Here is a 24,937-nt window from a genome sequence, read left to right as displayed (position 1 = left end):
TTAGCCCTGGTTGAAATCGGGGCCTTTCCGGTTGAGAAACGATGCTGGTCAAACCAGGCTGGATGCGAGTATATGTTGGCTAATTTCCAATATGTATTGGCAGAAAAGCCTGATGAATATGCAAAAACGCACAACGCAAAGTCACGTGAATTGGGACGATATGCGTTTCTTTCTCGAGGTCGCCCGTGCAAGCACCGCGAGTGGCGCAGCGCGCCGTTTGGGGGTGGACTACACCACGGTGTCGCGGCGCATCCGCGCCCTTGAGCAAAGCCTTGGCGCGCTGCTTTTCGAGAAGTCCCGTGCGTCGGGCTTCGTCATGACTGTCGAGGGGCAGCGCCTGGTCAGTCACGCCGAAACGCTGGAAAGTACGCTGCTGGCAGCCTGCGAGCAGGTTTGCGGAACCACCGGGGGGCTCGCCGGGCACCTGCGTATCGGCTGTACCGAAGCTTTCGGCTCCTGTTTCGTCACCACGCAGATGAGCCACTTCATCATTCACTATCCGCATATCTCCGTGGACATCCTGCCGGTCCCGCATTTCGTCAACCTGTCACGGCGCGAGGCAGACATTGCCATCACCCTGGAGCGGCCTGAGCGCGGTCCGTACGTGTGCTCGCGGCTGTGCGACTACCGTCTGCGTCTGTATGCGACACCGGAGTACCTGGCCAATCATTCGCCGATTGCCAGTCGCGAGGACCTGGCCGGTCACCCATTCGTGACTTATGTCGAGGATCTGGCCTTCAGCTTCAAGCTGCTCTACCTGAACGACCTGCTGCCCGGCGCGCACAGCCGCCTGCGCAGCACCAGCGTAGTCTCCCAGTACCATGCGGCGCTGGAAGGGCGCGCGCTGGCCATCCTGCCCTGCTTCCTCGCCGGTCCCGACCCGCGCCTGTGTGAAGTGCTACCGGATCAGGTGGAGGTCACTCGACAGTTCTGGATGTACTACAGCGAGGACCTGCGCAAGCTCAAGCGGATCACTTTGGTAGCCGACTACCTGCGCGCCTGCGCGGATCTCAATCGCCCGCTACTGATGGGCGAGTCACACGTGATGGCCTATCTGCCGTCGCTCTGATAATGGCGAAAGCTTGAGCACGGAAAACACCCCACGCTTGAGCCGTGCCCGGAAGGTCTCCAGATCGCGTAGTTGTCACGACGGGCATCGCTGAAAACGCTTGAGCACCGCATTGAGGGCGCGCATTCCATACAAACCGACGCCAAGACCCGAGACGATAAGAACAACTGCGAGGTGCCGGGTTTTCATACGGATCTTCCTTGGCGGATCGTTGAGAATCGCAACGTAAAAAACCACAGCACCAGGGCCGTCGCACTGATCGAAGCGCCCAGCAGGCTGACGGCTATCCAGCCCCATAGCGCATAAACCTGCGTCGCGGCGGCAGCGCCCAGTGCACTGCCCACCGAGTAAAAGCACATGTACGCACCGACCATGCGACTTTGCGCGTCGGGTCGTGCCGCGAAAATCAGGCTCTGGTTGGTGACGTGTACGGCTTGCACGGCGAAGTCGAGCAAAAGCACCCCGCAAACCAGCGCGATCAGTGACGACTGTGCAAACGCGATGGGCAACCAGGACAGCGTCAGGATCGCCAGCGAAATGCCCGTAACGCGTTGCCCCATACCTTGATCGGCCCAGCGACCGGATCTTCTGGCCGCAAGGGCGCCAGCGACACCCGCCAGGCCAAACAGGCCGATGGCTGTGTGTGAAAGCGACAGCGGCGGGGCGCTCAACGGCAGCACCATGGACGTCCAGAGCACGGAAAAAGCGGCAAAGATCAGTAAGGCCAGCAGGCCCCTGATGCGCAAGACCGGCTCGGTCATGAACAGCGTGAAGAGCGAGCGGATGAGTGCCGGGTAGGTGTATCGACTACGTGGCGTCACTGCGGGAGGCAAGGCTTTCCAGAACACTGCCGCGAGGGTCAGCATCAGTCCCGAGGAAACGAAATACACGGCGCGCCAGCCCGCCAGATCGGCGATCAGCCCGGAGGTGAATCGCGCCAGAAGTATGCCCAGGACAATGCCGCTGGTGACGGTTCCCACGGCCTGACCACGTTGTGACGGTGTTGCCAGCACGGCGGCATACGCCACCAGCACTTGAACCATCACGGCCAGCAAACCCACAACGATCATGGCCCCTAACAGGGTCAACCATTGCTGTGCTGCGCCGACCCCCGCCAGCGCAATCGCGGACAGCAGCACTTGAGTCAGAATCAGCCCTTTACGGCTCAACAAGTCGCCCAGCGGGACGATAAACAGCAACCCCAGCGCGTAACCGACCTGGGTAGCCGTCACCACAAACCCGATCATGGATGAGTCCACACCCAAGCTCTGAGCCATTGAGTCGAGTAAGGGCTGCGCGAAATAAACGTTGGCGACTGCCAGCGCGCAAGTGACCGAAAATAAAAACGTGAGTGATGGAGAAAGTCCCGAAGCCTGCGTGACGAAAGGCTGGGTGGCTGAGTCGGCATCTGCTGTCACATGAGCCTCCGTGGCGCTAAACTGGTTTCAATTAAAAACTCGATGCAATTGTTGTCGAATCAGGTTTCAAATTGCAACCACATTGCTCAAGATTGGACGACCGGCTTGGCAGTCCTTATCCAAAAGGTAAATACGATGGTCGAAGACGCTTCATCGCACAGCAGCGAATGTCCGGTAGCGCGAACACTGCAAGCCATTGGCGATCGATGGTCGCTCTTGATCATTCGCGACGCGTTTGATGGCATTCGCCGATTCAGCGAATTCCAGAAAAGCCTGGGGGTAGCCAAAAACATCCTGGCATCGCGCCTGAAAGCGCTGGTTGAGGTCGGGGTATTCGACGTTCAACCGGCTTCTGATGGCAGTGCCTACAAGGAGTACGTCCTGACGGAGAAAGGACGGGAGATCTTTCCGGTGGTGGTCAGCATGAGGCAGTGGGGCGAACGTTTCCTGTTCACGCGGGAAGAGACCCGTTCTGTGTTGTTGGACAATGCGTTCGGCCAGTCCCTGATGCCGATAGAGGTTCGCTCCTTGAGCGGTCAAAAACTTGGGCCGTCCGATTGCCACAGAGTGAGAGTGGTTGCCGACGAGTCGTGAATCGACAAGTGACCCTCAAGCAGATGCCTCCTGCGCCGAGCTTTGTTGAACGAATCGCTCGATCAGCCATCTCGCGGCCGGCCCCGGTGGCAGATCGGTGCGGTAAATGACGTCAAAGGCATAAATCCCGCTCTGGTATTCCGGCAAGTTCAAACGTACCAGCCGACCGGCCTGCAGGTCTTCCTCGACCATCGGACGGGGCATGTTCCCCCAGCCAATGCCTTCACGCAGCAGCATGTGCTTGGCGCCCAAGTCCGCCAGGCGCCAGGTGCGGTTGCTGAGGACGGCGAAATCCTTGTCCTTGGTCAGCAGCGAGCGGTCGGACAGCACCAGTTGCGTGAACTCTCGCCCGGCGCCCGGAACATTGCTGTCGCTTGAAGCCAGTGGATGATTCGGCGCCGCCACCGGAATCAACTCGACACTGCCGACGCCGATTCTTTCGATACCGTCGATGCCCTCGTTCATGGGGCCACTGACGCCGATGATCGCGCCACCGTTGATCACCAGGTCGGTGACGGCGCCGAGCGCTTCCATATGCAAGTGCAGGGCAACCGTAGGGAACTCTTCGCGAAAGGATTTGAGTGCATCCACCACGCGCTCGGGGGGCAGCATGACATCGAGCACCACGTGGACTTCGGCTTCGAGCCCCTGAAGCAAGCCTTTGACCTTGGCGCGTAGTCCATGGATGCCGTTGGCAATGGTCCTGGCTTCGGCCAACACGGTGCGACCGGCATCGGTGAGCTGGGGTTTGCGGGTTGTCTGGCGGTCGAATAGCGACACACCGAGCTGCATTTCAAGGTTGGCGATCGAGTAGCTGATGACCGAAGTGGCGCGGTGCAGTTTTCTGGCGGCGGCCGCAAAACTGCCGACTTCCACAACCGTCAGGAACACGCGCAGTTGGTCCAGTGTCGGTGTTCCCGGGTCAGAGATCATGTCTGTTTCCTTGAATCAGACGTCGCTTGGCAAATTGCACGATTGAACTCCTTTATCGGTTACGTGGGTTTGCTTTTCTAATTTATCGAATCTAATGATCTAAATTAGCCAGCTATTCAGATTAGCTGACGAAAGGCAACATTTCCTCACCCAGGCGGTTCCTGTCGAATCGCACCCAATCGAAGGAAATACCCCATGACGACTTCTGCAAACATCGCTCAAACAACCACCTCTGAACAGAGCCGTTCCGACGTGACACAAGCCTCGGCCTCGTTGATCGGCCGCGTACTGCTCAGCGCAATCTTCATCCTTTCCGGTTTTTCCAAACTGGCAGCTCCGGCCATGATGGTCGGTTACATCAGCTCGGTCGGGCTTCCGCTTCCACAATTGGCATTGGCGCTGGCGATCGTTGTCGAGATCGGCGGTGGTCTGGCATTGATCGCCGGTTATCGCACCCGTACCGTTGCCGCCGTCCTGGCAGTGTTCAGCGTGTTCACCGCACTGGCGTTCCATAACGCACTGGGCGATCAGAACCAGTTCATCCACTTCTTCAAGAACATCGCGATGGCCGGTGGCCTGCTGCAGGTCGTGGCCTTTGGTGCCGGTCGCTTCAGCCTCGACGCGCGCCGTCGTTGATCCCCCCGCGCTGCGAAGGCTGGTCCCTCGCAGCGCAATGCTTTTCTCCCTTCCTTTTCAAAAGTCGAGACCTCCATGAATGCCATATGTTTGTACAAATACGGCAGTCCTGAAGTTTGGTTCTTCACGGAATTCCGGGAACCTGTAGGAGCGAGCTTGCTCGCGATGGACTCAAGACCGCCGCGTTTAGACAGAAAATACGCGTTATCGTTAACGACCTTCGCTGGCAAGCCAGCTCCTACAGGGGAGCGTGCCCACGTTTTTTTGATTCTTCCCGGGATTGCGTGAAGAACCTGAAGTTTTACGTTTGGGAAATGAGTAGCTTTGCTACCCGTTACTCGTGTACACGATCAAGCGCTCGCCGCACCTGATTCAACAGGTGATCGACATCCTCGGCAGTGGTGGCGAACGAGGTGACAAAGCGAACGATGTTGGGTCCCCAGCGATCATGGTAGAAGCCGAACCCGGCCTTGAGCAGTGCTTCGATGATTGCCGAGTCCAGGCGACAGAACAGGATGTTCGCCTCAGTGCCACCGAACATTTCAACGCCGCTCAGGCCGGCAAGTCCCTGCGCCAGGCGCTGGGCCGCAGCGTTGGCCTGGTGTGCATTGCGCAGCCAGAGGTCGTCGGTCAGGTACGCGTCGATCTGCGCCGAAAGGAAACGCATCTTGGAAAAGAGATGGCCTGCGCGCTTGCGCCGGTAATTCATTTCGGCTGCGAGCGAGGTGTTGAACAGGACGATGGCTTCCGCCGCCAGTGCACCATTCTTCGTGGCTCCAAACGACAGGGCATCCACGCCTGCCTTCCACGTCATCTCGGCCGGGGAGCAACCAAGCGACACCAGGGCGTTGGCAAATCGCGAGCCATCCATATGCAATCCAAGGGAAGATGACTTGCAGACGTCACCGATGGCTGCGATTTCGTCCAGGGTGTAGATGCTGCCGACTTCGGTGGCCTGAGTGATGCTGACGCAGGCGGGCTGGGTCGTGTGTACGTCGCCGACTTTTTCGCGAGTCCGCTCGCGCAGTCGGACGATGTCCAGCTTGGCCGCCGGGCCGTCGACGGTCATCAGCTTCGCACCGTTGGAAAAGAACTCCGGCGCGCCACATTCATCGTTGTTGATATGACTGGCCGGGTGGCAATAGATGTTACCCCAGGACGGCGTCATGGTGCTCAGGCACAAGCCGTTGGCGGCGGTGCCGGTGGGCACCAGAAAGACCTCTACGTCACGCTCGAAGATCTCACAGAACTTGCGCTGGACCTGCGCCGTCAACGCGTCTGTTCCATAGGGGCTGGCCTGGCCCGTGCTGTGTTTCACGATGGCTTGTGCCACCTCCGGCGATGCGCCAGCGATGTTGTCACTTGAAAAACCCAGCGCGGGCGGTCTGTTTGTTTCACCGTTCATCATCCATTTCTCGGCTGCGCAGGCGAAGGTGTTTCGCCCGTATTGGCGCATCCTATGGAGAGGGAAGGTTGTCGCGCTTGTAAAAAATTGACGGTCGCCTGATGGCCGACGCCCTATGTTCTGTAGCGCGAGGGTGCGACGCCGAATGCCTGTCGAAAGGCGCGGTTGAAATGGCTTTGATCGTAAAAGCCGACAGCGTGGGCGACCTCGATGATCGGTTGCCCGCTGCGCGATAGCAGGCCACAAGCCCGTTCAAGACGCAGGCGAAGCAGCCATGCGTGCGGCGTCATGCCGATGGTCCGCTTGAACTGTTTAAGGAACGGGAACCGGCCCAACCCGCACAGGCCAGCGAGATCATCGAGGGTGATTCGCTGATCGATGTGGCTGAAACAATAGTCCCTGACGCGAGACCATTGCAGGGGAGATAGTGTGCCCGTAATCGTTTCGGGCCTGGTCGCCCGTGACTGGCTCAACAGGTGTTCAAGGAGGGTGATCCATTGCGTCTGTACCGCCAGGCTGCCTGGCCCAACGGCCTGCTGCATCGCGTCATGCAACCCGCGCAGGTTACCGGCAAGCCCTGCGTCTTCCAGCAACACACCGGTCAATTCAAGTTCTCTCGGTTGACCGCTGATCTCCTCGGTCAGACTCGCGACCAGCACCTGGGACAGACGGAATGTCTTGAGCGTATAAGCGTCGCCACCCTCGGGCACACCATCGTGGATTTCACCCGGCGGCATCAGGGCAATCCTTCCCGGACCTAAAAGATACGACTCGCCTTTGGATCGATGACGCTGGATGCCTTCGGTGACCAAACCAACGTGGAAATCGAGGTGGTAATGGCGATCGAAACCGGTGTCAACAAAGCGAGCGGACCCCAGCACCAGGCCTGGTACGTCGGATACGTGATGGTACTTGGCATGCTCAGTCATGAAACCCGTTCAACAATCGGCGAGGAGGGCAGGGGACTGCAAAGTCTAGGGCCACCAGCGCAATAGATCCATGGGCATCGACTGCTGCTCGCTACGAGTGCACCTCTGGCGCGTGCGACGCATTCAACTTCTCGATCACCAGCTCGATGAAGGCCGATACCGCAAGCGGCAACTGTCGTCGGCTTGGATACAGCACGTTCAGGCCATAGCCTTTAGGCTGGTATTGCGCCAGCACCGGGACAAGCACACCGGCCTGAACATCGAGCCTGGACATCACCGGCGGCAGTAGCGCGATGCCGAGGCCGGCCACGGCGGCCCTGCGCAGTGCCTGTGCGGTATTGCCACTGAAGCGCCCACTGACCTGCACTTCCTCCTCACCCTGCGGGCCGATCAAGCGCCATGTGGCGTAGCCGCCGGGTTGCGCTGAGATCACACAATCGTGGTTCACCAGGTCCTGCAGCGTGCGGGGTGCGCCGTGCGCGGCAATGTAGGCGGGGCTTGCGACCATCCCGACGCTGCGCGGGTCAAGGATCTGACGCCCGACAAAACCGGAATCGCGCAAGGCGCCGCCGCGAAACGCGACGTCGATCTTCTCTGCGATCAAGTCGGCCTTCGCATCGCTGAGCATGAAGTCGAGCCTCACGCGTGGATACGCGGCGAGAAACCCGGTCACCCAGTCCATCTGGAAGAAGTCGAAGAAGTCGGCTGGAGCCGCCACACGCACCAGGCCATTGGGCTCGTTATTACCCGTTATCAACGCCTGTCCGGCTTCGAGCAAGCCGTCGACTGCGCCTGCACAACGCTCATGGAAGTCCTGGCCAGCATTGGTGAGCGTGAGTTTGCGGGTAGAGCGTTGCAGCAGACGCGTGTCGAGATGCACCTCGAGTTGCTGGATGCGACGACTCACGGTATTGGGCGGCATGCCCAGCCGTCTCGCCGCCTCTGCAAAGCTGCCGCAGCGGACTACCTGCACAAACATCGCGATGTCATTGAGGTCGAGCATGACCGTTAATTCCTGTCGATAGTGGACGAGTGCAATCCAATTGTATCGACTAATAAAGCAATCGGTCCCGCTCTATTGTTTGAGGTATCAGGCCGCGAGGCTTCCCACTTCGAGTGATCATGATGAACCTTCAGCAACCACGTCACATCGCAACGGATCCTGGCGCTGCACGCGAAACCGGAACTGAGCGCGCAATCAGCTATCGCACCACAGGCAGCGGGCATGGCGCGATTGTCCGGCTGATGAGTCCTTCGGATCTGGGCCATTTGATCAAGCCGTTCGTTTTCCTGGATCTGTTTGAAGGTGAGAGCTCACTGATCAACGGCATGCCAATGCACCCGCACTCGGGAATCGCCACCGTCACCGTCATCACCGAAGGTAATTTGCGCTTCGAGGATGTGGATTCGGGCACGGGGATGATTGACTACGGCGGTGTCGAATGGATGCGTGCCGCAGGCGGGGTCTGGCACGGCAAGGAAATGTCGGTGTGCACATCGAAACGAATTCAGGGTTTTCAACTGTGGGTTGCACTACCGCCCGAGTTGGAAAACGCCAGTGTCGACAGTCAATACCTGGAGTCAGGCGTGATGCCTGAAGTCGGGCCGGCGCGGTTGATTCTCGGCACGTACCAGGGTGTCCAGAGCCCGGTCCGTGCCCCCGCCGGAATGAATTATCTGCTGGTCACGCTACGTGCCGGGGAATCCTGGACTTATGTTCCACCTGGCGAACATGAGTCGTTGTGGTTGAGTGTCAGCCGCGGCGCTTTGTCTGCACCAGGCCTGGTCAACGCAGGAGAGATGGCCATCTTCGAACCTGGCAACGGCGCCGTGACGCTCAAGGCGCTGCAAAAAGACACGGTCTTCGTGATCGGTTCAGCCGCACCTCATCCCTATGATCTGGCGCTGGGAAATTACTCGGTGCACACCAACCCGCAAGCCTTGCGTGCGGGAGAGGCGAAAATTGCCGAGATTGGCGTTCGGTTGCGTGAGTACCTGAAAAAGCCCAACGGGTCAGCCAGCGTACCGGTATTCAAGTAGCCCATGACCGCGCGCCATTCGAGTCAGGATTGCGCGCAGTCATGGATCATGGGGCGGCGGAGCAACGTCCAGTCGCTACCGCTAACCTTGTGGCACCACCCGCGCTTCGTTTCCGGAACCCTCGACATAAACGTTCATGCCGTTTTTCAGCCCCGGGTTGATCGGCTGGGTCACCTGAACCAGTACGCCGCTGTGGGTGCGAACGATGATCTGCTGCGCGTCCACGGGCTGATCATATTTTTTCTTTTCGGCGTAATTGCCGCCCGCCGCGCCAGCCAGGGCACCGGCGACCATCGCCACATCCCGGCCGGTACCGTGGCCGATCAGGCTTCCCAGGGCCAGACCGCCAATACCGCCCATTATGGCGCCGACACCGCTATCGTGATTGGTCTGCATCTGGGTCTGTGTAATCTGCTCGATTTTCCCCGAACGAATTTCCATCTCGCCAGCGCCTCCGCTCCCGGCGCCAACCGCGGCACAGCCGCCAAGCACAACACCAAAAAGCGTAATCGTCAGCCAGGAAGCGATAGTTTTCATCGTCAAACTCCATTTTTAGAGGAAGTGGATCATGCAAACGCATCCACTCACGTTAGACGAAAATGCCTGATTCGCTCGGTTGTTTGGCTGCGCAAAGCGTTTGCCACTAAAGGGCTGCGGTGCAAGCGCCTGGACCGCTCGATCCGATATAGCTTGAACGTAGTCGAATATTCCATAAAGGAAGTACAAGCTATTTTTATAGTGCGTTTTAATCTATTCAGTATTTTGAATCGATTGGAGCAATTGTCTGTGAACACTAAGGCGCTTTTACCTTTTGGCTTGGGATTACTGGCGACATGCTCGACGGCTTTCGCTGGCGCCACTCTGGATCGCGTAACCAGCAGCGGGGAGCTGACCGGCGTTCTGATGGAAAGCTATCCGCCATTCTCCTTTCTCAATGAACAGAACCAGCTGGACGGGTTTGACGTGGATGTCGCCAAGGCCGTTGCGCAACGGCTAGGGGTGAAGCTGAAGCTGCAAACACCGTCCTGGGATGTCATCGCTGCCGGACACTGGAACGGTCGATATGACATCTGCGTCTGCTCGATGACCCCGAGCAAGGCACGGGCCGAAGTGTTCGACTTCCCGGTGGAGTATTACCAGTCCCCGGCCGTGATCGTGGTGAATGCCAAGGACCCGCACATTGTCACGGGCAAGGATCTGTCAGGTAAAAAAGTCGGTGTGATCAGTGCCTCGACCTATGAAGCCTATCTGAACAAGGATCTGCTGATCGAGGGCGCCGAGGACAAGCCGTTGAGCTATCCATTCGAAAGCGTCCAGGTCGCGCCATACGACAACGAAACCGTGGCCTTCCAGGATCTGGCCTTGGGCACGGGCGTGCGCCTGGATGCCATGGTCACCAACCTGATCACTGCTCGCGAACGCATCGCCCAGGATCCTCATGAGCTTCGATCTGAAGTTCTCGATCATTGTGCAGAAGCTGCCCAACCTGGTCGGCCTGCATTTGGGGCCTGACGGTTTCTTGCAGGGCGCCGCGCTGACGCTGTTCTTGTGCTTCTGTTCGATCTGGCTTTCGTTGCTCCTTGGCTTCGTGACGGCGCTGGCGCGCCTGTCTCGCAGTGCAGTGGCTTTCGGCATTGCCAGTTTCTATGCGTCTTTTTTTCGCGGTACTCCACTGCTGATTCAAATTCTGCTGATCTACCTGGGTCTGCCGCAGCTGGGTGTCGTTCCGGGCGCCATCAGCGCCGGGATCATTGCGCTGTCGCTCAATTACGGTGCCTACCTCAGCGAGATTTTTCGTGCCGGCATCATCGCTGTGGCACCCGGGCAGCGCGAAGCGGCGATGGCGCTGGGTCTGGGGCCGGCGGCAACGTTCCTGCACATCGTCCTGCCGCAAGCCATGCGCACGATCATTCCACCGACAACCAGTCAGTTCATTTCAATGCTCAAGGACTCCTCGTTGATATCGGTGATGGGCGTCTGGGAAGTGATGTTCCTGGCGCAGTCATACGGTCGCTCGTCCTACCGCTACATCGAAATGCTCACCACCGCAGCCGTTATCTACTGGCTCCTGTCCATTGGACTGGAGCTGATACAGAACCGTCTTGAACGCCACTACGGCAAGGGTTTCAAGCATCAGCGCTAATCCGCCCGTTTAATGACTTTTTTACAGGTACTACGATGTCCGATCCAAAACCTCTGTTGTTTGCGTTATACGAGCAAGCCAGTGTTGGCTGTGGCGGCGCGCCAAGCCTCTGGACGCACCCGGCTGACGAACGACTGACCATCAACTCGCTGGGCTACTGGTCGAACCTGGCACGCATCGCCGACCAGGCTCATCTGGACATGCTGTTTTTTGGTGATGTGCTGGGTTTCTACGATGTGTTTGGCGGTAATGCCGACGCAGCGATGAAGTGGGCAGTGGAAGCACCGGCCAACGATCCGTTGATGATCATCCCGGCATTGGCCGCCGTGACGGAAAACCTCGCCTTCGGCGTCACTGTCACCACCAGTTACGAGCATCCTTTCACCCACGCCCGGCGCTTCAGCACGCTGGATCACCTGACCAATGGCCGGGTCGGGTGGAACATCGTCACCTCCTACCTGACCAGTGCCGCCCGCAATTTCGGCCTGGAGCAGATGATCAGGCACGATGATCGCTATGAACGCGCCGATGAATTTCTCGATGTGGTTTACAAGCTCTGGGAAGGCAGCTGGGCAAATGACGCCGTGGTGGCCGACAAGTCTCGCCAGGTCTATGCCAAGGGCGATCGCGTGCGACCGATCAATCATGTCGGCGAGCATTACCGGGTGGCCGGGCCGCATTTGACGTCCCCGTCACCGCAACGCACTCCGTTGCTGATCCAGGCCGGTTGGTCCGGCCGAGGTCGCGAGTTTGCGGCCAAGCACGCCGAACTGATTTTCATCGCCAAGTCCAACCCGCTGGAGATTCGCCAGGGATTGGAAGATATATGGACGCAGGCCAGGGCGCGGGGGCGTCACGCCGGTGATGTCAAATCACTGACCGTACTGCGCATCGTCACGGCCAGGACCGAGATCGAAGCCCAACGCAAATATGACGAACTGCAAAGCAACTACCACTTGCAGGCACAACTGGTCAGTTATGCCGGTGATACCGGTATCGACATCAGCCGCTACGCGGACGGCGACGCGTTGTCCACTCACACCGAAGGCATGACCTCCTATGTGATGCGGCCTGATGGCAGTGGCAAGCCCTTGACCGCCGGCGATGTCAAACAGCGCTTTGCCAAGGTGACCCGGGGCAGTGATCTGATTCTGGTGGGAACGCCGCAACAAGTGGCCGACCGGATCGAAGAGCACGCCCGTATTTCCGGCACCAGCGGCTATATGCTCAACCCGCTGATCAGCCCGGGCAGCCTTGAGGACTTCGTTGAACTGATCATTCCCGAACTGCAAAAACGTGGCTTGTATCGCACCCAGCCACAGAGCGGGACTTTCCGTTCGCGGTTACGGGACGATGGCGCTAACCATTTGCCTGATACTGCTTACGGCGCCTCATTTCGCTTTGATAAAGGTTCTCAGGACGGGACAGTCTAGAAAAAAGGGCTCTCCCGGAGTAATGCCAGTCAGTTAAGGGCTCGACCAGCGCTGATTAACCCGTGGCGAGGGAGCTTGCTCCCGCTGGACTGCGTAGCAGGCCCATTTGTTGGGGCCGCTTCGCTGCCCAGCGGGAGCAAGCTCCCTCGCCACGGGTTCAGTGTCTCGGCTTAACTGATCGGCATTACTCTCCATGGGCACTCTCCTAGGGCCCCTTTTGTGAGCAAATGATCCTGATCAAAAGTATTTGAGCCATCCGATATCACGACGGCGTGCCTTCAATGCCGCGAACCAGCGCACGGGTAAATACAGGGATAAAGCCAGGAGCACCGCCGTCAGCCACACCGCCAAAATGCTGTCGAAACCGAAAAAATCCCCCTGGTTCAATCCGAACAACGCCACGCCGACCAGATACAGCGCCTTGAGTACGTAAAGGTGGAGCAAGTAGAAGAACATCGGCGCCGCGCCAAAGACTGCCAATGCATTGACCCACTTGCGTTGTTGCGACCGTTCCAGGGCACGGAGCAGCAACAGGCCGATGCCCAAGGTCAGCGCAAGGAACAGCAGGGAAGGTGGGTATTTTGTGATGTTGAAGAAGCTCATGAGGGTTTGCGTGATGCCTTCATGGGCGACCCAATGCACCTCGCCATAACCATTGACGGCTCGCAATGCGACAAATCCGATCAATGTCCCGGCCCCTGCAACTAGCAGAGCACGTTGACGCTGCGCGGCCAAAACCTGGCCAGCGAACCAAGGGCCGATACTGTATCCAAGGGCGATCACACCGATCCATGGCAGTACAGGGTAAGAGGTGCGCAGACGCAAGCTGTCGGAGAATTCGATCCAGCCGCGATCATGCAGAATCGCCCAAGGTATATGCATTGGCGAGCCCGGCGCGAAGTGCACATTATCCAGCAGGTTGTGCCCGGCCACGACCACCAGACCCAGGCAGCACAGAATGGGCCTGGGTAACCAGACCAGTCCGGCCAGGGCAATCATGCAGATGCCAATGGCCCAGATCACTTGCATGTAAATTGCCGCAGGTGGGAACTGAAATGTCCAGGCGAAATTCACCAGGGTGAACTCCAGCAGTACCAGGAACAGACCGCGCTTGAATAAAAAGGCTGACACATCGCCCTTGCCCTGGTGCTTTTGGCCGTACAGCCAAGCGGAAAGTCCAGTGAGCAGTATGAAAACCGGGGCACACAAATGGGCAAGTGTGCGGCTGAAAAATAGCGCCGGCTCAGTGGATTCGATGTCCATCGGGTCTGTTACCTGACGGTGCAAAAAGAACGTTTCGCGCACGTGATCCAACAGCATAAGCAGGATTACCAATCCCCTCAGGGCATCAATGGACAGCAGGCGTTGGTTCAAGCGTGTGATAGTCGGGATGTGAGTAGAAATTGTCATCGAATGTCGCAGGCAGGGAGTGGATGGTTCTGCCAGGGGTGACTGGCAGCGTATATTTACAAAAGTTATAACATAACACTTTCATCAAAGGCGACCGCTTCATTGCGTGATAGCTGTTCAGCACAGGGCACCCCCGGCGGAACCTTCGCGCGTCGCCTCATCCTGAATCACATCCCAGTGTTCGACCATCACACCGTCCTCAAGACTCAGGCTATCGACCACGACCCAGTTCGCCGGCTGGCCGAGGCCAGTGAAGCATCTCTTCTTTTCTGCGTGGCGAACGTCGTGTTAAAAAATGTTATTGATAAAAAATACTTCACATAATCTGATCACTGGTAGATGATCTTCATCAGCCGGTATGACAACCTGATAACACGACAAAAACGGGATTGCCTTGATGTTCGATGAGATCCCGACTCACGTCCTGAATCACAGCGCCCCTTGGCGGGCTTATCCGCGTGGTGCTGATGCTGTCTACCGCTGCCTTATTCACAACGCGGCCAACGTCTGTGCCTTGCAGGCGTTCAAGCAGTCGCTGCTTTCCTCTGGAGTACCCCATGAATAACAAGAATGTCGGTGTGGTCGGTCTGGGCGCGATGGGGCTGGGCATTGCCCGCTCGTTGTTGCGCAGCGGTTTTAATGTGCATGCCTGTGATGTGCGCACTGCCGTAACAGAGCAGTTCGCCGGGGAGGGCGGTGTGGCTTGCCTGTCACCGTCGCACATGGCCGCTGAGTGTGACGTGATCATTACCGTGGTGGTCAACGCCGAGCAGACCGAGACCGTATTGTTTGGTGAGGGTGGGGCCGTGGCCTCTCTGCGGCCGGGCAGCCTGGTGATCGGCTGCGCCACTGTCGCTCCGACTTACGCCGTGGATCTTGGTCAGCGTCTGGCAGCAAAGGGCCTGCTGTATCTGGATGCACCGATTTCCGGTGGCGCGGCCAAGGCTGCCGCTGGCGAGATGACCATGATGACCTCGGGCCCGGCCGACGCCTATGTCAAGGCTGAGTCGATCCTCGCTGGCATGGCCGGCAAGGTGTATCGCCTGGGTGACGTCCATGGCCTGGGGTCGAAGGTCAAGATCATCAACCAGCTTCTGGCGGGTGTACATATTGCCGCTTCTGCCGAAGCCATGGCGCTGGGCCTGCGTGAAGGGGTCGATGCCGATGCGCTGTATGAGGTGATCACCCACAGTGCCGGTAACTCCTGGATGTTCGAAAACCGCGTGCCGCACATTCTCAAGGCGGACTACACGCCGTTGTCCGCGGTAGATATTTTCGTCAAGGACCTGGGCCTGGTGCTGGATACCGCCCGGGCCAGCAAATTCCCGCTGCCGCTGTCGGCCACCGCCCACCAGATGTTCATGCAGGCCTCCAGTGCCGGCTTCGGCCGTGAGGACGACTCGGCGGTGATCAAGATTTTCCCGGGCATCGAATTGCCGACTGCCAAGCCTGAGCCTGTTTGAGGAACACCCCATGACTACCTCCACCGCACGCCCGCTGCTGGGCTGCATCGCCGACGATTTCACCGGCGCCACGGACCTTGCCAACATGCTGGTGCGCGGCGGTATGCGCACCGTGCAAAGCATTGGCATCCCTAGCGCACAAGTGGCTGCAGGGCTTGATGCCGATGCGATCGTCATTGCCCTGAAGTCTCGCACCACACCAGTCGCCGAAGCAGTCGAGCAGTCCCTCGCGGCGCTGGCCTGGCTGCGCGAGCAAGGCTGCGAGCAGATCTTTTTCAAATATTGCTCGACGTTCGACTCCACCGCGGCCGGCAATATCGGCCAGGTCAGCGAAGCACTGCTGGCCGCTCTGGGTAGCGACTTTACCCTGGCGTGCCCGGCATTCCCGGAGAATGGCCGGACGATCTTTCGCGGTCACTTGTTTGTGCAGGATCAGCTGCTCAGCGAGTCGGGCATGCAGAACCACCCGTTGACGCCGATGACCGATGCCAACCTGGTTCGCGTGCTGCAATCGCAAACCCGCCTGAATGTCGGCCTGTTGCGCTACGACACCGTTGCCCGCGGCGCTGAGCAGGTGCGTGCGCGCATCGCTGAGCTGAGGGCTCAAGGTGTCGGCATGGCGATTGCCGATGCCTTGTCTGACAGCGATCTGTATACCCTCGGTGCCGCCTGCGCCGATCTGCCGTTGTTGACGGGTGGCTCGGGGCTGGCCCTGGGCTTGCCGGAAAATTTCCGTCGGGCCGGCAAACTGCGTGATCTCGACGCCTCGAAACTTCCGGCAGTGTCCGGCGGGGAAGTGGTGTTGGCCGGCAGTGCTTCAATCGCCACCAATGGACAAGTGGCCGCCTGGCTCGAAGCCGGCCGGCCAGCGTTGCGGATTGATCCGTTGGCCTTGGCGGCGGGGGAACCGGTGGTGGCGCAAGCCTTGACCTTCGCCCGTGATAACGAGCAAACCGTATTGATCTACGCCACCTGCTCACCGGATGAGGTCAAGTCGGTGCAACTGCAACTGGGCGTCGAGCAGGCTGGCAGTCTGGTGGAAAACGCCTTTGGCGAAATTGCCCAGGGTCTGCGCCAGAGCGGCGTGCGCCGCTTCGTGATTGCCGGCGGGGAAACCTCGGGCGCTGTGGTCCAGGCATTGGGCGTGCAGCTGCTGCAAATCGGTGCGCAGATCGATCCGGGTGTACCGGCGACCGTCAGCAATACCGACGAACCTTTGGCGCTGGCTCTCAAGTCGGGCAACTTCGGTGGTCGGGATTTCTTCAGTAAAGCCTTGAACCAACTCGCCCGGGCCGGGGGTGCACAATGAGCTGCGCAATGAGCAACGAGAACGCCTTGCGCGAAGAAATCTGTGAGGTTGGCCACAGCCTGTACCAGCGCGGATACACCGTCGGCAGCGCCGGCAATATCAGCGCGCGCCTGGATGACGGCTGGTTGATCACGCCGACGGATGTGTGCCTAGGGCGCCTCGATCCAGCGACCATCGCCAAGGTCAATCTGGCCGGCGAATGGGTGTCCGGTGACAAACCTTCAAAGACCCTGGCGTTGCATCGCCAGGTCTATGACCGCAACCCGAATGTCGGCGGCGTGGTGCATACCCACTCCACCCATCTGGTGGCGTTGACGCTCGCCGGTGTCTGGCAGGCGAACGACATTCTGCCGCCACTGACGCCGTATCAGGTCATGAAAGTCGGGCATATCCCGTTGATTGCCTACCAGCGACCCGGTTCGCCGAAGGTTGCCGAACAGGTCGCACTGCTGGCCAATAGCGTTCGCGGGGTGATGCTCGAGCGGCTGGGTCCGGTGGTCTGGGAGAGTTCGGTCTCGAGGGCCAGCTACGCCCTGGAAGAACTCGAGGAAACCGCGCGACTCTGGCTGATGAGCAATCCCAAGCCGGAACCGCTGAATCAGGCGGCGCTGGACGAGCTGCGAGAGACCTTCGGTGCGCACTGGTAACGCGCGGGCGTAACACGACAGATCGATAACACAGGCTCTGCCCGGGAGACGCACAGGGACTCTCGACGGCCCCGGCTTGCCTGAAAAAACAATAACAACAGGAAATCCAGGTATGACTCTCTTTCACTGCGGCATGTTCAGATCCATTGGTTGTACCCTTTCATTTACCCGGTGTGGAGGGTTTGTGAAATGAGCCCGTTAATCCTGATAATTACTGCCGGGGTGGGCATCGCACTGTTGTTGTTCCTGGTGCTCAAGTACAAGTTCCAGCCCTTCGTGGCGTTGATGCTGGTGAGCATTCTGGTGGCGCTGGTGGCCGGGGTGAAACCGGCGGATCTGGTCGCCACCATCGAAGGCGGCATGGGCAAGACCCTTGGCCATATCGCGATCATCATTGCCCTGGGCGCGATGATCGGGCGGATCATCGAGCTCTCCGGCGGTGCAGAGGCGCTGGCCAAGACGCTGATTACCCGTTTCGGCAACCGGCGTACGCCTCTGGCGTTGACGATTGCCGGCTTCATGGTCGGGGTGCCGGTGTTCTTCGAAGTCGGCGTGATCATCCTGATGCCGCTGGCCTATGGTGTTGCCCGAACTGCGCGTAAGCCGCTGTTGGTGTTTGCGCTGCCGATGTGCGCGGCCTTGTTGACCGTGCACGCCTTTCTGCCGCCACACCCGGGCGCAGTGGCCGCTGCCAGTCAATTAGACGCGGACCTGGGCCGCGTGCTGATGTTCGGTCTGCCGCTCACCGCGTTCCTTTGCTATGTCGGCTACCGCGTGGCCGGGCGCATGACCCGTCGGGTGTATCCGATGACCGACGATATTCGTGCGGAAGTCTATGGTCCGCATGTCACCAACGAGGATCTGGTTGCCTGGTCCAACGGCAACGACAAGAGCGCTGAGCGAGCGGCTGAAGCCGTGTCACACATGGGCCTGGAAGAGTCCGTCAGCAGCATCGTTTCCAAGTTGCCGCCGGCACCGCCGCCAGGTTTCGGTATGATCGTCAGCCTGATCGCGCTACCGATCATTCTGATTCTGCTGGGGACTTTGTCCACCTCGTTGCTGCCCGCCGAATCGGTCCTGCGCGGCATCATGACCGTGCTCGGCGCGCCGCTGGTGGCGCTGTTGATCGACACCTTGCTGTGTGCCTGGCTGCTGGGTTCGCGCCGGGGCTGGAGCCGCACTCAGGTGTCTGACGTGATCGGTTCGGCCTTGCCCGGTGTGGCCATGGTGATCCTGATTGCCGGTGCCGGCGGTGTGTTCGGCAAGGTGCTGGTGGACACCGGAATCGGTGCCGTGGTCTCCGATATGCTGCGCACCACCGGTCTGCCGGTTCTGGCCCTGGGCTTTCTGCTGACCATGCTGTTGCGCGCAGTGCAGGGATCGACCACGGTGGCGCTGGTGACCACTGCCGGCATCATCAGCCCGCTGATTGCGACCCTCAATCTCACCCCGAACCACATGGCCCTGCTGTGCCTGGCCATGGGCGGTGGCGGGCTGGCCATGTCTCATATCAATGATGCTGGCTACTGGATCTTCACCAAACTGGCGGGGCTGAATGTGGCCGACGGTTTGCGCACCTGGACGGTATTGACCACCTTGCTCGGCACCTTGGGTTTCTGTATTACCCTGTTGATCTGGCCTTTTGTCTAACGAACTATCGACGCCACCTGTAGGAGCGAGCTTGCTCGCGATAGACGTTAACGATAACGCGTGTTCTTTGAATAAACGCGTCGCTCTTGAGTCCATCGTCGGAACGCCGCCCGGAGCAAGCTCGGCTCCTACAAAAAAGCCATCTATAGGAGCTACCATGCCTCGTTTTGCTGCCAACCTCAGCATGCTTTACCCGGAACATGAGTTTCTGGATCGCTTCGCCGCCGCCGCTGCCGATGGATTCGAAGCGGTGGAGTATCTGTTTCCCTACGACTACAGCGCGCAAGAACTCAAGCGACGCTTGAGCGACAACGGCCTGGTACAGGCACTGTTCAACGCGCCGCCCGGTGATTGGGCGGCGGGGGAGCGGGGCACGGTGTCGTTGCCGGGCCGGGAGAGTGAATTTTGCAGCGGTTTTGATCGCGCCCTGGATTACGCCAGTGTGCTGGGCAATTCACGCATCCATGTGATGGCCGGGCTGTTGCCGTCGGAAAGCGATCGCCCACGGCATCACGCCGTGTACCTGGAAAACCTCGCCTACGCCACCGCCCAGGCGGCCAAGGCCGGCGTCACCGTATTGCTCGAACCGATCAATACCCGAGACATGCCAGGCTTTTTCCTCAACCGCCAGGACCAGGCCCAGGCCATCTGCAAGGAAGTGGGCGCCAGTAACCTCAAGGTTCAGTTCGACTGCTACCACTGCCAAATCGTCGAGGGCGACCTGGCCACCAAACTGCGTCGGGACTTCTATGGTATCGGCCATATCCAGATCGCCGGCGTGCCCGACCGGCATGAACCGGACCTGGGGGAAGTCCATTATCCCTATCTGTTCGAGCTGATCGACCAGTTGGGTTATGACGGCTGGGTAGGGTGCGAATACCGGCCGCGAGGCAATACGTCTGCCGGCTTGCAGTGGTTACGCGACTGGAAGGCGCGTTAAGAAACTTGTAGGAGCGAGCTTGCTCCGGGCGGCGTTCCGACGATGGACGTTAACGATACCGCGTGTTTACTGGATAAACACGTCGCCCTCAGCTCCATCGCGAGCAAGCTCGCTCCTACAAATCAGGCCAGGAGCCCGTCGTTTCAAGCCGGTGTATGGTCAGCCGGCAGCAACAGTTCGACACCCTGCTTGCGGATGCCATCGGCCGCGGCAGGGGTCAATGCGTCGTCGCTGAGGATGATGTCGAACTGCTCGAGCCCGGCAATCCTGTACATACTGAAGGTGCCGTATTTCGAACTGCTGGCCACCAGCACCACTTGCGCAGCCGATTGCATCGCGGCTTGCTTGACCTCGACCTTCAGCGCCGAAGGCGTGGTGAGGCCGCGCCGCAAATCCCATGAGCTGGTCGATATGAACGCGATATCGGTGACCACCTGACGCAAGGTGGCAACCGCCAGGCCGCCCACGCACGATTGATTGGAGTGATCCAGTTGCCCGCCGGTATGAATCACCGTGACATGGGGCGCTTCGATCAGTGCCTGGACAATGCCGAAGTCGTTCGTCACCACGGTCATGCCGGACAGCGCCTTGATGTAGGGGACAATTTCCAGCGTGCTGGTTCCCGCATCCAGGTAAACCGTCATGTCGGCATGCAATAGCCGGGCGGCGAGCCTGGCCATGGCCTGCTTCTGCGGCAACTCGACCACCGCCTTGGTCTGATGGCTGGGCTCACTGTGCAGCTGGCTGGCAATCCGCACCCCACCCGTTACCGAGTAAGCACGACCTTCCTGCTCCAGCAATGCAATGTCGCGGCGTATGGTCATGTGCGAGCAGTCGAACATTTCCATCAATTGATGAACGCTCAGCACCTGATGCTTGCGCAACTGACGCAGCATCAATTCACGGCGCTGTTCAGGGATCATCGGTGCGCCGCTTTCGGCGGCGATGTCCTTTTGACTAGGCATTCGGGCTCCAGAATGAAGAAATCCGCAGACGAGGAAGGCGGGGAATCATAGTAGCGAATCTGCGGCCGGATCAGTAGCGGGAGGAGATGTCGGGCCCATTCTTCTTTCGCTCGATCGGACTGGGGCTGGAGGATATCGCCATTGCCAATGAGCTTTATCAGTCGCATATGAAGAGCAACCGAGTAGAGGTTCAGAAGTCGTTCTGTCTATTTCAGCGTAATAATAAGCCGGGGGATGGAAACATCCCCCCGACTTATATTCGGGAGGGTGCCATGGCAGCTGTTACCGATACGCTTAAGCTGTTTCTCTGCGGCGACGTCATGACTGCCCGCGGCATCGACGCCGTACTGCCGCATCCTGGCGATCCGCGGCTTTACGAAGCTTACGTCAAGAATGCCGGCGATTACGTCCGGCTGGCAGAACGAGTCAATGGTTCGATTCCCCGCCCAGTCGATTTCACCTATGTCTGGGGCGCTGCGCTGGATGAGTTCGAAGTTCGCCAGCCTCACGCACGCATCATCAATCTGGAAACTGCGGTGTCCCGCCGCGGACGACCGGAGCCAAAGGGCATCAATTACCGCATGAGCCCGGAGAACTTCCCGGTCATCAGTGCAGCCGGCATCGACTGCTGCGTGCTGGCCAACAACCATGTCCTGGACTGGGGGGCCGCCGGCCTGGCCGATACGCTAGATACCCTGGCGAGCAATGGTATATGCAGCGCCGGCGCCGGGCACAACCGGCAATCTGCCGAAGCGCCCGCCGTGTTGCCGCTGCCTGGCGGGCGGCGCTTGCTGGTGTTTGGCCTCGGTGCGCCCGACAGCGGCATAGCGTCGGACTGGGCCGCCACGGATAAGGACGCGGGCGTCGCGCGGCTGGTGGATCTGTCGATGCAAAGCCTGCGCCCTGTGGCCAAACGGATTCTGGAGGGCAAAAAACCGCGGGATCTGGTGGTCGCCTCCATTCATTGGGGCGGCAACTGGGAGTTCGATATCCCGCGCGAGCAAGTCCAGTTCGCCCACGCCTTGATCGATGAGGCCGGAGTTGACGTGGTGCACGGGCATTCCTCGCACCACGTCAAAGGCATCGAGGTGTACCGCGAACACCTGATTCTCTATGGCTGCGGTGATCTTCTGAACGATTACGAAGGCATCGAGGGCTACACAGCCTTTCGCGGCGACCTGGGGCTTCTGTACTTTGCCTCGCTGGACCCGGGCGGGCACCTGCAGTCGCTGGACTTGATACCCACCCGCCTGCGGCGCTTTCGCCTCTGTCGCGCCGAAGGGGATGACCGTCAATGGCTGCACGACACGCTTTCTCGCGAGTGCGCACGCTTGGGCAGCAGCATCCAGCCGGGCGCGAAAAATGCCTTTGAGTTGCGTTGGTGAGCCCCTTTGGCGGCTCGACACTCGATTGCTTCGGGCGGCGTTCCGACGATGGACTGAAGGACGGCGCGTTTATTCAGAAAACACGCGTTATCGTTAACGTCCATCGCGAGCAGGCTCGCTCCCACAGGGGCGCAGCGTTTAGCCTGCGCACCTTCTTTGAAGTGTCGAGTGGTATTAAGCCCGAAGCCTTACATCGTCAGTTGCCGAAGGCTGCAGCAGCGAGAACAGGTTCTTGGGATCTTGCAGCTCTGGCACCAGCTGAATGTCGCTGCCAATGTCGAGCGTTCGTGCAACATCCAGCACATAGCGCAAGGCAGAGTAGTCCTCGATGGCGAAGCCGACCGAGTCGAACAAGGTGACTTCCTCGGCATGCTGGCGACCTTGGGTCTGACCATTGACGACTTTCCAGAATTCGATAACCGGTGAGTCGGCGGGCATCTGCTGAATTTCGCCTTCAATGCGGCTTTGCGGCTCGTACTCAACCATGACCCGCGCACGCTCGACGATGTCCCGGTGCAGTTCGGTCTTGCCGGGACAGTCGCCGCCCACTGCGTTGAGGTGCATCCCGGGCTCGATCATCTCGGGCGTTAAAATCGTTGCGTAGGCCTTGTCGGCTGTGACCGTGGTCACGATATCGGCGCCACGCACCGCTTCTGCGACGGTGTTGGCAACGGTCACCTGTATAGCGGGGTAGGCCCGCAGGTTGGCTACCAGCTTCGCCGTCGCGGCAGAATCGATGTCGTAGAGGCTGATTTCAGTGATGCCGAGCAGTGTATGGAATGCCAGGGCCTGAAATTCGCTCTGTGAGCCGTTGCCGATAAGTGCCATTCGGCGACTGTCCGGTCGGGCGAGGTAGCGGGCTGCGAGCGCAGAAGTGGCAGCGGTGCGAATGGCGGTCGTCAGGGTCATTTCACTCAGCAAGACAGGCTTGCCGGTATCGACGTCTCCCAGTGCACCAAAGGCCATGACCGTCAGCATGCCATTGTGGGTGTTCTTTGGATGCCCATTGACATACTTGAAGGCGTAGAGCGCTGCATCAGACACGGGCATCAGCTCGATGACGCCCTCGGGTGAGTGGTTCGCCAGGCGCGCGCACTTTTCGAAATCCGGCCAGCGTACGTAGTCTTGACGGATGTACTCGGCCATTTCGATCAGGCAACGGGGCAAGCCTTTTTCCTGCACCAGACGGCTCAGATCATTGACGTCGATGTAACGGGTCATATTGGGTTCCTTTGGGCGTTTTTTTTTGTGTGCCGGTCCGGACTATTGTCGAGGCAATGCAGAGAAGGTTTCGGCCAATACTGACCCGGGATACAGCAAGAAAAGTCGAAAAACAGCGAGCGCACAGCGCAATCGGCGAAGTGACAGTCACCGCAGTATCGTCATGCAGATGAAGACGGCCGCAAAGACAAGCACATGCCTGTGCCGCTCCCTTCAAGCGCAGACACAGTGACTTGCTGCGACGACAGAATCGGCTGTGAAAACTCTTTGTTCAGCGCAGGAAGGCTGTTTGAAGCAAGGGTTACGACACCAGCACTCTCCCGGCAATTGGCATTCTGACGGTCCGTTTCAAGCGCTTGTCGTTCGCTGCTTGAGATGGGGTGCAACTCCGGCGACTGGCTGCTTCCAGTCGAAAACAACAACAAAAACGGCTGCGGTGAAGACCGCATCGACTCTCCGCCCCTGTCAAAAAGTGTGGTCCGACGCAGGCGCCGGATCGCGATAAATCCAAATAATCCGGGACTCAAGAAGATGAACATCAAATGGCTGACTTTGCCGGCACTCGCGTTGCTGTGCTGCACCACTGGCGCCAGTGCCAAGGAATGGAAGGAGCTGCGATTTGGCGTCAACCCAAGCTACCCACCCTTTGAATCCACCACGGCCGATGGTGGGGTCCAGGGCTTCGGCGTGGATCTGGGCAATGCAATATGTGCCGAGTTGAAGTTGACCTGCGTGTGGGTCAGCAATGACTTCGACGGGCTGATTCCGGGGCTCAAGGCCGGTAAGTTCGATGCCATCGAATCTTCAATGACCGTTACCGACGCGCGCAAAAAACAGATCGACTTTACCGATCGCCTGTACGCCGGACCGACCGCCATCGTCACCCGCAAGGATTCCGGACTGCTGCCGACCGCCGAATCGCTGCGTGGAAAAACCATCGGTTACATGCAGGGCACGATTCAGGAAACCTACGCCAAGGCCAAGCTGGGGCCGGGCGGGGTGAAACTGCGGGCCTATCAGAACCAGGATCAGGTCTATGCCGACCTGGTATTTGGCCGTCTCGATGCATCGATCCAGGACAAGCTGCAAGCGCAGATGAGTTTCCTGACCTCGCCACAAGGGGCGGACTTCCAGAACAGTGAAGGCATCAGCGACCCGTTGGTGCCGGCGGAAATCGCCACTGGCGTGCGCAAGGACAACGAAGAGCTCAAAGGCATGCTCAATGCCGCCATCAAGGCCCTGCACGACAAGGGCATCTATGCGCAGATCCAGCAGAAACACTTCGGTGACCTGGACCTCTACAACAACTGATCCTCGCGCCCCGGTCACAGCGACCGGGGTGCATCA

At 59.2% G+C, this 24,937-nt stretch carries 22 protein-coding genes and 2 pseudogenes; 15 read left to right on the top strand and 9 right to left on the bottom strand.

Annotated features, from left to right (window positions below; translation table 11 throughout):
• Positions 1 to 118 precede the first annotated feature (118 nt).
• A complete protein-coding gene (locus KW849_RS05135; protein WP_256357107.1) occupies positions 119 to 1,069 on the top strand; it encodes a LysR family transcriptional regulator in 951 nt (316 codons plus the stop codon).
• A gap of 185 nt (positions 1,070 to 1,254) precedes the next feature.
• Here KW849_RS05135 and KW849_RS05130 read toward each other — a convergent pair whose 3' ends face one another.
• On the bottom strand, positions 1,255 to 2,487 hold the full coding sequence (locus tag KW849_RS05130) for an MFS transporter (RefSeq protein WP_218428287.1): 1,233 nt from the start codon (positions 2,485 to 2,487) through the stop codon (positions 1,255 to 1,257).
• A 135-nt stretch (positions 2,488 to 2,622) separates the two neighbouring features.
• Between KW849_RS05130 and KW849_RS05125 the strand changes: the two genes are divergently transcribed.
• Positions 2,623 to 3,081: a helix-turn-helix domain-containing protein gene (locus KW849_RS05125; RefSeq protein WP_108215681.1), complete on the top strand. Its 459-nt coding sequence runs from the start codon at positions 2,623 to 2,625 to the stop codon at positions 3,079 to 3,081.
• Between the two features lie 15 nt (positions 3,082 to 3,096).
• Here KW849_RS05125 and KW849_RS05120 read toward each other — a convergent pair whose 3' ends face one another.
• Complete coding sequence (locus tag KW849_RS05120; RefSeq protein ID WP_218428284.1) at positions 3,097 to 4,014, bottom strand: LysR family transcriptional regulator; 918 nt, start codon at positions 4,012 to 4,014, stop codon at positions 3,097 to 3,099.
• A 195-nt stretch (positions 4,015 to 4,209) separates the two neighbouring features.
• Here KW849_RS05120 and KW849_RS05115 point away from each other — a divergent pair, with 195 nt between their 5' ends.
• Complete coding sequence (locus KW849_RS05115; RefSeq protein WP_218428282.1) at positions 4,210 to 4,650, top strand: DoxX family protein; 441 nt, start codon at positions 4,210 to 4,212, stop codon at positions 4,648 to 4,650.
• A gap of 334 nt (positions 4,651 to 4,984) precedes the next feature.
• Here the strand turns inward: KW849_RS05115 and KW849_RS05110 are convergent, their stop codons facing one another.
• The 3 genes from KW849_RS05110 to KW849_RS05100 form a co-directional block, all read right to left on the bottom strand.
• Positions 4,985 to 6,055, bottom strand: a complete 1,071-nt coding sequence (locus KW849_RS05110; protein ID WP_218428279.1) for a low specificity L-threonine aldolase — start codon at positions 6,053 to 6,055, stop codon at positions 4,985 to 4,987.
• Between the two features lie 113 nt (positions 6,056 to 6,168).
• Positions 6,169 to 6,984, bottom strand: coding sequence for an AraC family transcriptional regulator (locus tag KW849_RS05105; RefSeq protein ID WP_108215676.1), 816 nt, complete (start codon positions 6,982 to 6,984; stop codon positions 6,169 to 6,171).
• 91 nt (positions 6,985 to 7,075) lie between these two features.
• Positions 7,076 to 7,987, bottom strand: coding sequence for a LysR family transcriptional regulator (locus KW849_RS05100; protein WP_218428277.1), 912 nt, complete (start codon positions 7,985 to 7,987; stop codon positions 7,076 to 7,078).
• 119 nt (positions 7,988 to 8,106) lie between these two features.
• Here KW849_RS05100 and KW849_RS05095 point away from each other — a divergent pair, with 119 nt between their 5' ends.
• On the top strand, positions 8,107 to 9,024 hold the full coding sequence (locus KW849_RS05095) for a pirin family protein (protein WP_218428275.1): 918 nt from the start codon (positions 8,107 to 8,109) through the stop codon (positions 9,022 to 9,024).
• A gap of 81 nt (positions 9,025 to 9,105) precedes the next feature.
• On the opposite strand, the gene KW849_RS05090 is transcribed toward KW849_RS05095, so the two are convergent.
• Positions 9,106 to 9,561 carry a glycine zipper 2TM domain-containing protein gene (locus KW849_RS05090; protein ID WP_218428272.1) on the bottom strand — a complete coding sequence of 152 codons (456 nt, stop codon included), beginning with the start codon at positions 9,559 to 9,561 and terminating at the stop codon, positions 9,106 to 9,108.
• A 249-nt stretch (positions 9,562 to 9,810) separates the two neighbouring features.
• On the opposite strand from KW849_RS05090, the pseudogene KW849_RS05085 reads away from it, so the two are divergent.
• From KW849_RS05085 to KW849_RS05075, 3 genes and pseudogenes are all read left to right on the top strand, one after another.
• Positions 9,811 to 10,461 (top strand): annotated as a pseudogene (locus tag KW849_RS05085) (transporter substrate-binding domain-containing protein); the annotation flags it as partial.
• A 1-nt stretch (position 10,462) separates the two neighbouring features.
• Positions 10,463 to 11,167: pseudogene (locus KW849_RS05080) on the top strand (amino acid ABC transporter permease); the annotation flags it as partial.
• 35 nt (positions 11,168 to 11,202) lie between these two features.
• Complete coding sequence (locus KW849_RS05075; protein ID WP_218428270.1) at positions 11,203 to 12,600, top strand: LLM class flavin-dependent oxidoreductase; 1,398 nt, start codon at positions 11,203 to 11,205, stop codon at positions 12,598 to 12,600.
• 237 nt (positions 12,601 to 12,837) lie between these two features.
• On the opposite strand, the gene KW849_RS05070 is transcribed toward KW849_RS05075, so the two are convergent.
• Positions 12,838 to 14,010, bottom strand: a complete 1,173-nt coding sequence (locus KW849_RS05070; RefSeq protein WP_218428268.1) for a DUF1624 domain-containing protein — start codon at positions 14,008 to 14,010, stop codon at positions 12,838 to 12,840.
• 102 nt (positions 14,011 to 14,112) lie between these two features.
• On the opposite strand from KW849_RS05070, the gene KW849_RS05065 reads away from it, so the two are divergent.
• From KW849_RS05065 to otnI, 6 genes are all read left to right on the top strand, one after another.
• On the top strand, positions 14,113 to 14,334 hold the full coding sequence (locus KW849_RS05065) for a hypothetical protein (RefSeq protein ID WP_218428265.1): 222 nt from the start codon (positions 14,113 to 14,115) through the stop codon (positions 14,332 to 14,334).
• Between the two features lie 233 nt (positions 14,335 to 14,567).
• Positions 14,568 to 15,473 carry an L-threonate dehydrogenase gene (gene ltnD / locus KW849_RS05060; RefSeq protein WP_218428263.1) on the top strand — a complete coding sequence of 302 codons (906 nt, stop codon included), beginning with the start codon at positions 14,568 to 14,570 and terminating at the stop codon, positions 15,471 to 15,473.
• Between the two features lie 10 nt (positions 15,474 to 15,483).
• Complete coding sequence (otnK, locus tag KW849_RS05055) at positions 15,484 to 16,782, top strand: 3-oxo-tetronate kinase (RefSeq protein WP_218428261.1); 1,299 nt, start codon at positions 15,484 to 15,486, stop codon at positions 16,780 to 16,782.
• An 8-nt stretch (positions 16,783 to 16,790) separates the two neighbouring features.
• Positions 16,791 to 17,429, top strand: a complete 639-nt coding sequence (locus tag KW849_RS05050; RefSeq protein WP_218428259.1) for an aldolase — start codon at positions 16,791 to 16,793, stop codon at positions 17,427 to 17,429.
• A gap of 189 nt (positions 17,430 to 17,618) precedes the next feature.
• Complete coding sequence (locus KW849_RS05045; RefSeq protein WP_218428256.1) at positions 17,619 to 19,079, top strand: SLC13 family permease; 1,461 nt, start codon at positions 17,619 to 17,621, stop codon at positions 19,077 to 19,079.
• Between the two features lie 157 nt (positions 19,080 to 19,236).
• On the top strand, positions 19,237 to 20,019 hold the full coding sequence (gene otnI / locus KW849_RS05040; protein ID WP_218428254.1) for a 2-oxo-tetronate isomerase: 783 nt from the start codon (positions 19,237 to 19,239) through the stop codon (positions 20,017 to 20,019).
• Between the two features lie 143 nt (positions 20,020 to 20,162).
• Here otnI and KW849_RS05035 read toward each other — a convergent pair whose 3' ends face one another.
• The gene (locus tag KW849_RS05035) at positions 20,163 to 20,984 is read right to left on the bottom strand and encodes a DeoR/GlpR family DNA-binding transcription regulator (RefSeq protein ID WP_218428251.1); all 822 of its coding nucleotides are present in this window, start codon (positions 20,982 to 20,984) and stop codon (positions 20,163 to 20,165) included.
• 272 nt (positions 20,985 to 21,256) lie between these two features.
• Here KW849_RS05035 and KW849_RS05030 point away from each other — a divergent pair, with 272 nt between their 5' ends.
• Positions 21,257 to 22,369, top strand: coding sequence for a CapA family protein (locus KW849_RS05030; protein ID WP_218428249.1), 1,113 nt, complete (start codon positions 21,257 to 21,259; stop codon positions 22,367 to 22,369).
• A gap of 174 nt (positions 22,370 to 22,543) precedes the next feature.
• On the opposite strand, the gene KW849_RS05025 is transcribed toward KW849_RS05030, so the two are convergent.
• The gene (locus KW849_RS05025) at positions 22,544 to 23,590 is read right to left on the bottom strand and encodes an ornithine cyclodeaminase (RefSeq protein ID WP_218428247.1); all 1,047 of its coding nucleotides are present in this window, start codon (positions 23,588 to 23,590) and stop codon (positions 22,544 to 22,546) included.
• A gap of 531 nt (positions 23,591 to 24,121) precedes the next feature.
• Between KW849_RS05025 and KW849_RS05020 the strand changes: the two genes are divergently transcribed.
• Positions 24,122 to 24,901 carry a transporter substrate-binding domain-containing protein gene (locus tag KW849_RS05020; RefSeq protein ID WP_218428245.1) on the top strand — a complete coding sequence of 260 codons (780 nt, stop codon included), beginning with the start codon at positions 24,122 to 24,124 and terminating at the stop codon, positions 24,899 to 24,901.
• Positions 24,902 to 24,937 lie beyond the last annotated feature (36 nt).

Origin of the sequence: Pseudomonas sp. PDM26 (genome assembly GCF_019219185.1) — a bacterium.
GTDB lineage: Bacteria > Pseudomonadota > Gammaproteobacteria > Pseudomonadales > Pseudomonadaceae > Aquipseudomonas.
This window is presented reverse-complemented; position numbering and strand designations above follow the sequence as displayed.

Excerpts from the sequence above, each read along its gene's own strand:
- KW849_RS05135 (WP_256357107.1), top strand. The coding sequence starts at position 119 with ATGCAAAAACGCACAACGCAAAGTCACGTGAATTGGGACGATATGCGT.
- KW849_RS05125 (WP_108215681.1), top strand. The coding sequence starts at position 2,623 with ATGGTCGAAGACGCTTCATCGCACAGCAGCGAATGTCCGGTAGCGCGA.
- KW849_RS05120 (WP_218428284.1), bottom strand. The coding sequence starts at position 4,014 with ATGATCTCTGACCCGGGAACACCGACACTGGACCAACTGCGCGTGTTC.
- KW849_RS05115 (WP_218428282.1), top strand. The coding sequence starts at position 4,210 with ATGACGACTTCTGCAAACATCGCTCAAACAACCACCTCTGAACAGAGC.
- KW849_RS05110 (WP_218428279.1), bottom strand. The coding sequence starts at position 6,055 with ATGAACGGTGAAACAAACAGACCGCCCGCGCTGGGTTTTTCAAGTGAC.
- KW849_RS05105 (WP_108215676.1), bottom strand. The coding sequence starts at position 6,984 with ATGACTGAGCATGCCAAGTACCATCACGTATCCGACGTACCAGGCCTG.
- KW849_RS05100 (WP_218428277.1), bottom strand. The coding sequence starts at position 7,987 with ATGCTCGACCTCAATGACATCGCGATGTTTGTGCAGGTAGTCCGCTGC.
- KW849_RS05095 (WP_218428275.1), top strand. The coding sequence starts at position 8,107 with ATGATGAACCTTCAGCAACCACGTCACATCGCAACGGATCCTGGCGCT.
- KW849_RS05090 (WP_218428272.1), bottom strand. The coding sequence starts at position 9,561 with ATGAAAACTATCGCTTCCTGGCTGACGATTACGCTTTTTGGTGTTGTG.
- KW849_RS05075 (WP_218428270.1), top strand. The coding sequence starts at position 11,203 with ATGTCCGATCCAAAACCTCTGTTGTTTGCGTTATACGAGCAAGCCAGT.
- KW849_RS05070 (WP_218428268.1), bottom strand. The coding sequence starts at position 14,010 with ATGACAATTTCTACTCACATCCCGACTATCACACGCTTGAACCAACGC.
- ltnD (WP_218428263.1), top strand. The coding sequence starts at position 14,568 with ATGAATAACAAGAATGTCGGTGTGGTCGGTCTGGGCGCGATGGGGCTG.
- otnK (WP_218428261.1), top strand. The coding sequence starts at position 15,484 with ATGACTACCTCCACCGCACGCCCGCTGCTGGGCTGCATCGCCGACGAT.
- KW849_RS05050 (WP_218428259.1), top strand. The coding sequence starts at position 16,791 with ATGAGCAACGAGAACGCCTTGCGCGAAGAAATCTGTGAGGTTGGCCAC.
- KW849_RS05045 (WP_218428256.1), top strand. The coding sequence starts at position 17,619 with ATGAGCCCGTTAATCCTGATAATTACTGCCGGGGTGGGCATCGCACTG.
- otnI (WP_218428254.1), top strand. The coding sequence starts at position 19,237 with ATGCCTCGTTTTGCTGCCAACCTCAGCATGCTTTACCCGGAACATGAG.
- KW849_RS05035 (WP_218428251.1), bottom strand. The coding sequence starts at position 20,984 with ATGCCTAGTCAAAAGGACATCGCCGCCGAAAGCGGCGCACCGATGATC.
- KW849_RS05030 (WP_218428249.1), top strand. The coding sequence starts at position 21,257 with ATGGCAGCTGTTACCGATACGCTTAAGCTGTTTCTCTGCGGCGACGTC.
- KW849_RS05025 (WP_218428247.1), bottom strand. The coding sequence starts at position 23,590 with ATGACCCGTTACATCGACGTCAATGATCTGAGCCGTCTGGTGCAGGAA.
- KW849_RS05020 (WP_218428245.1), top strand. The coding sequence starts at position 24,122 with ATGAACATCAAATGGCTGACTTTGCCGGCACTCGCGTTGCTGTGCTGC.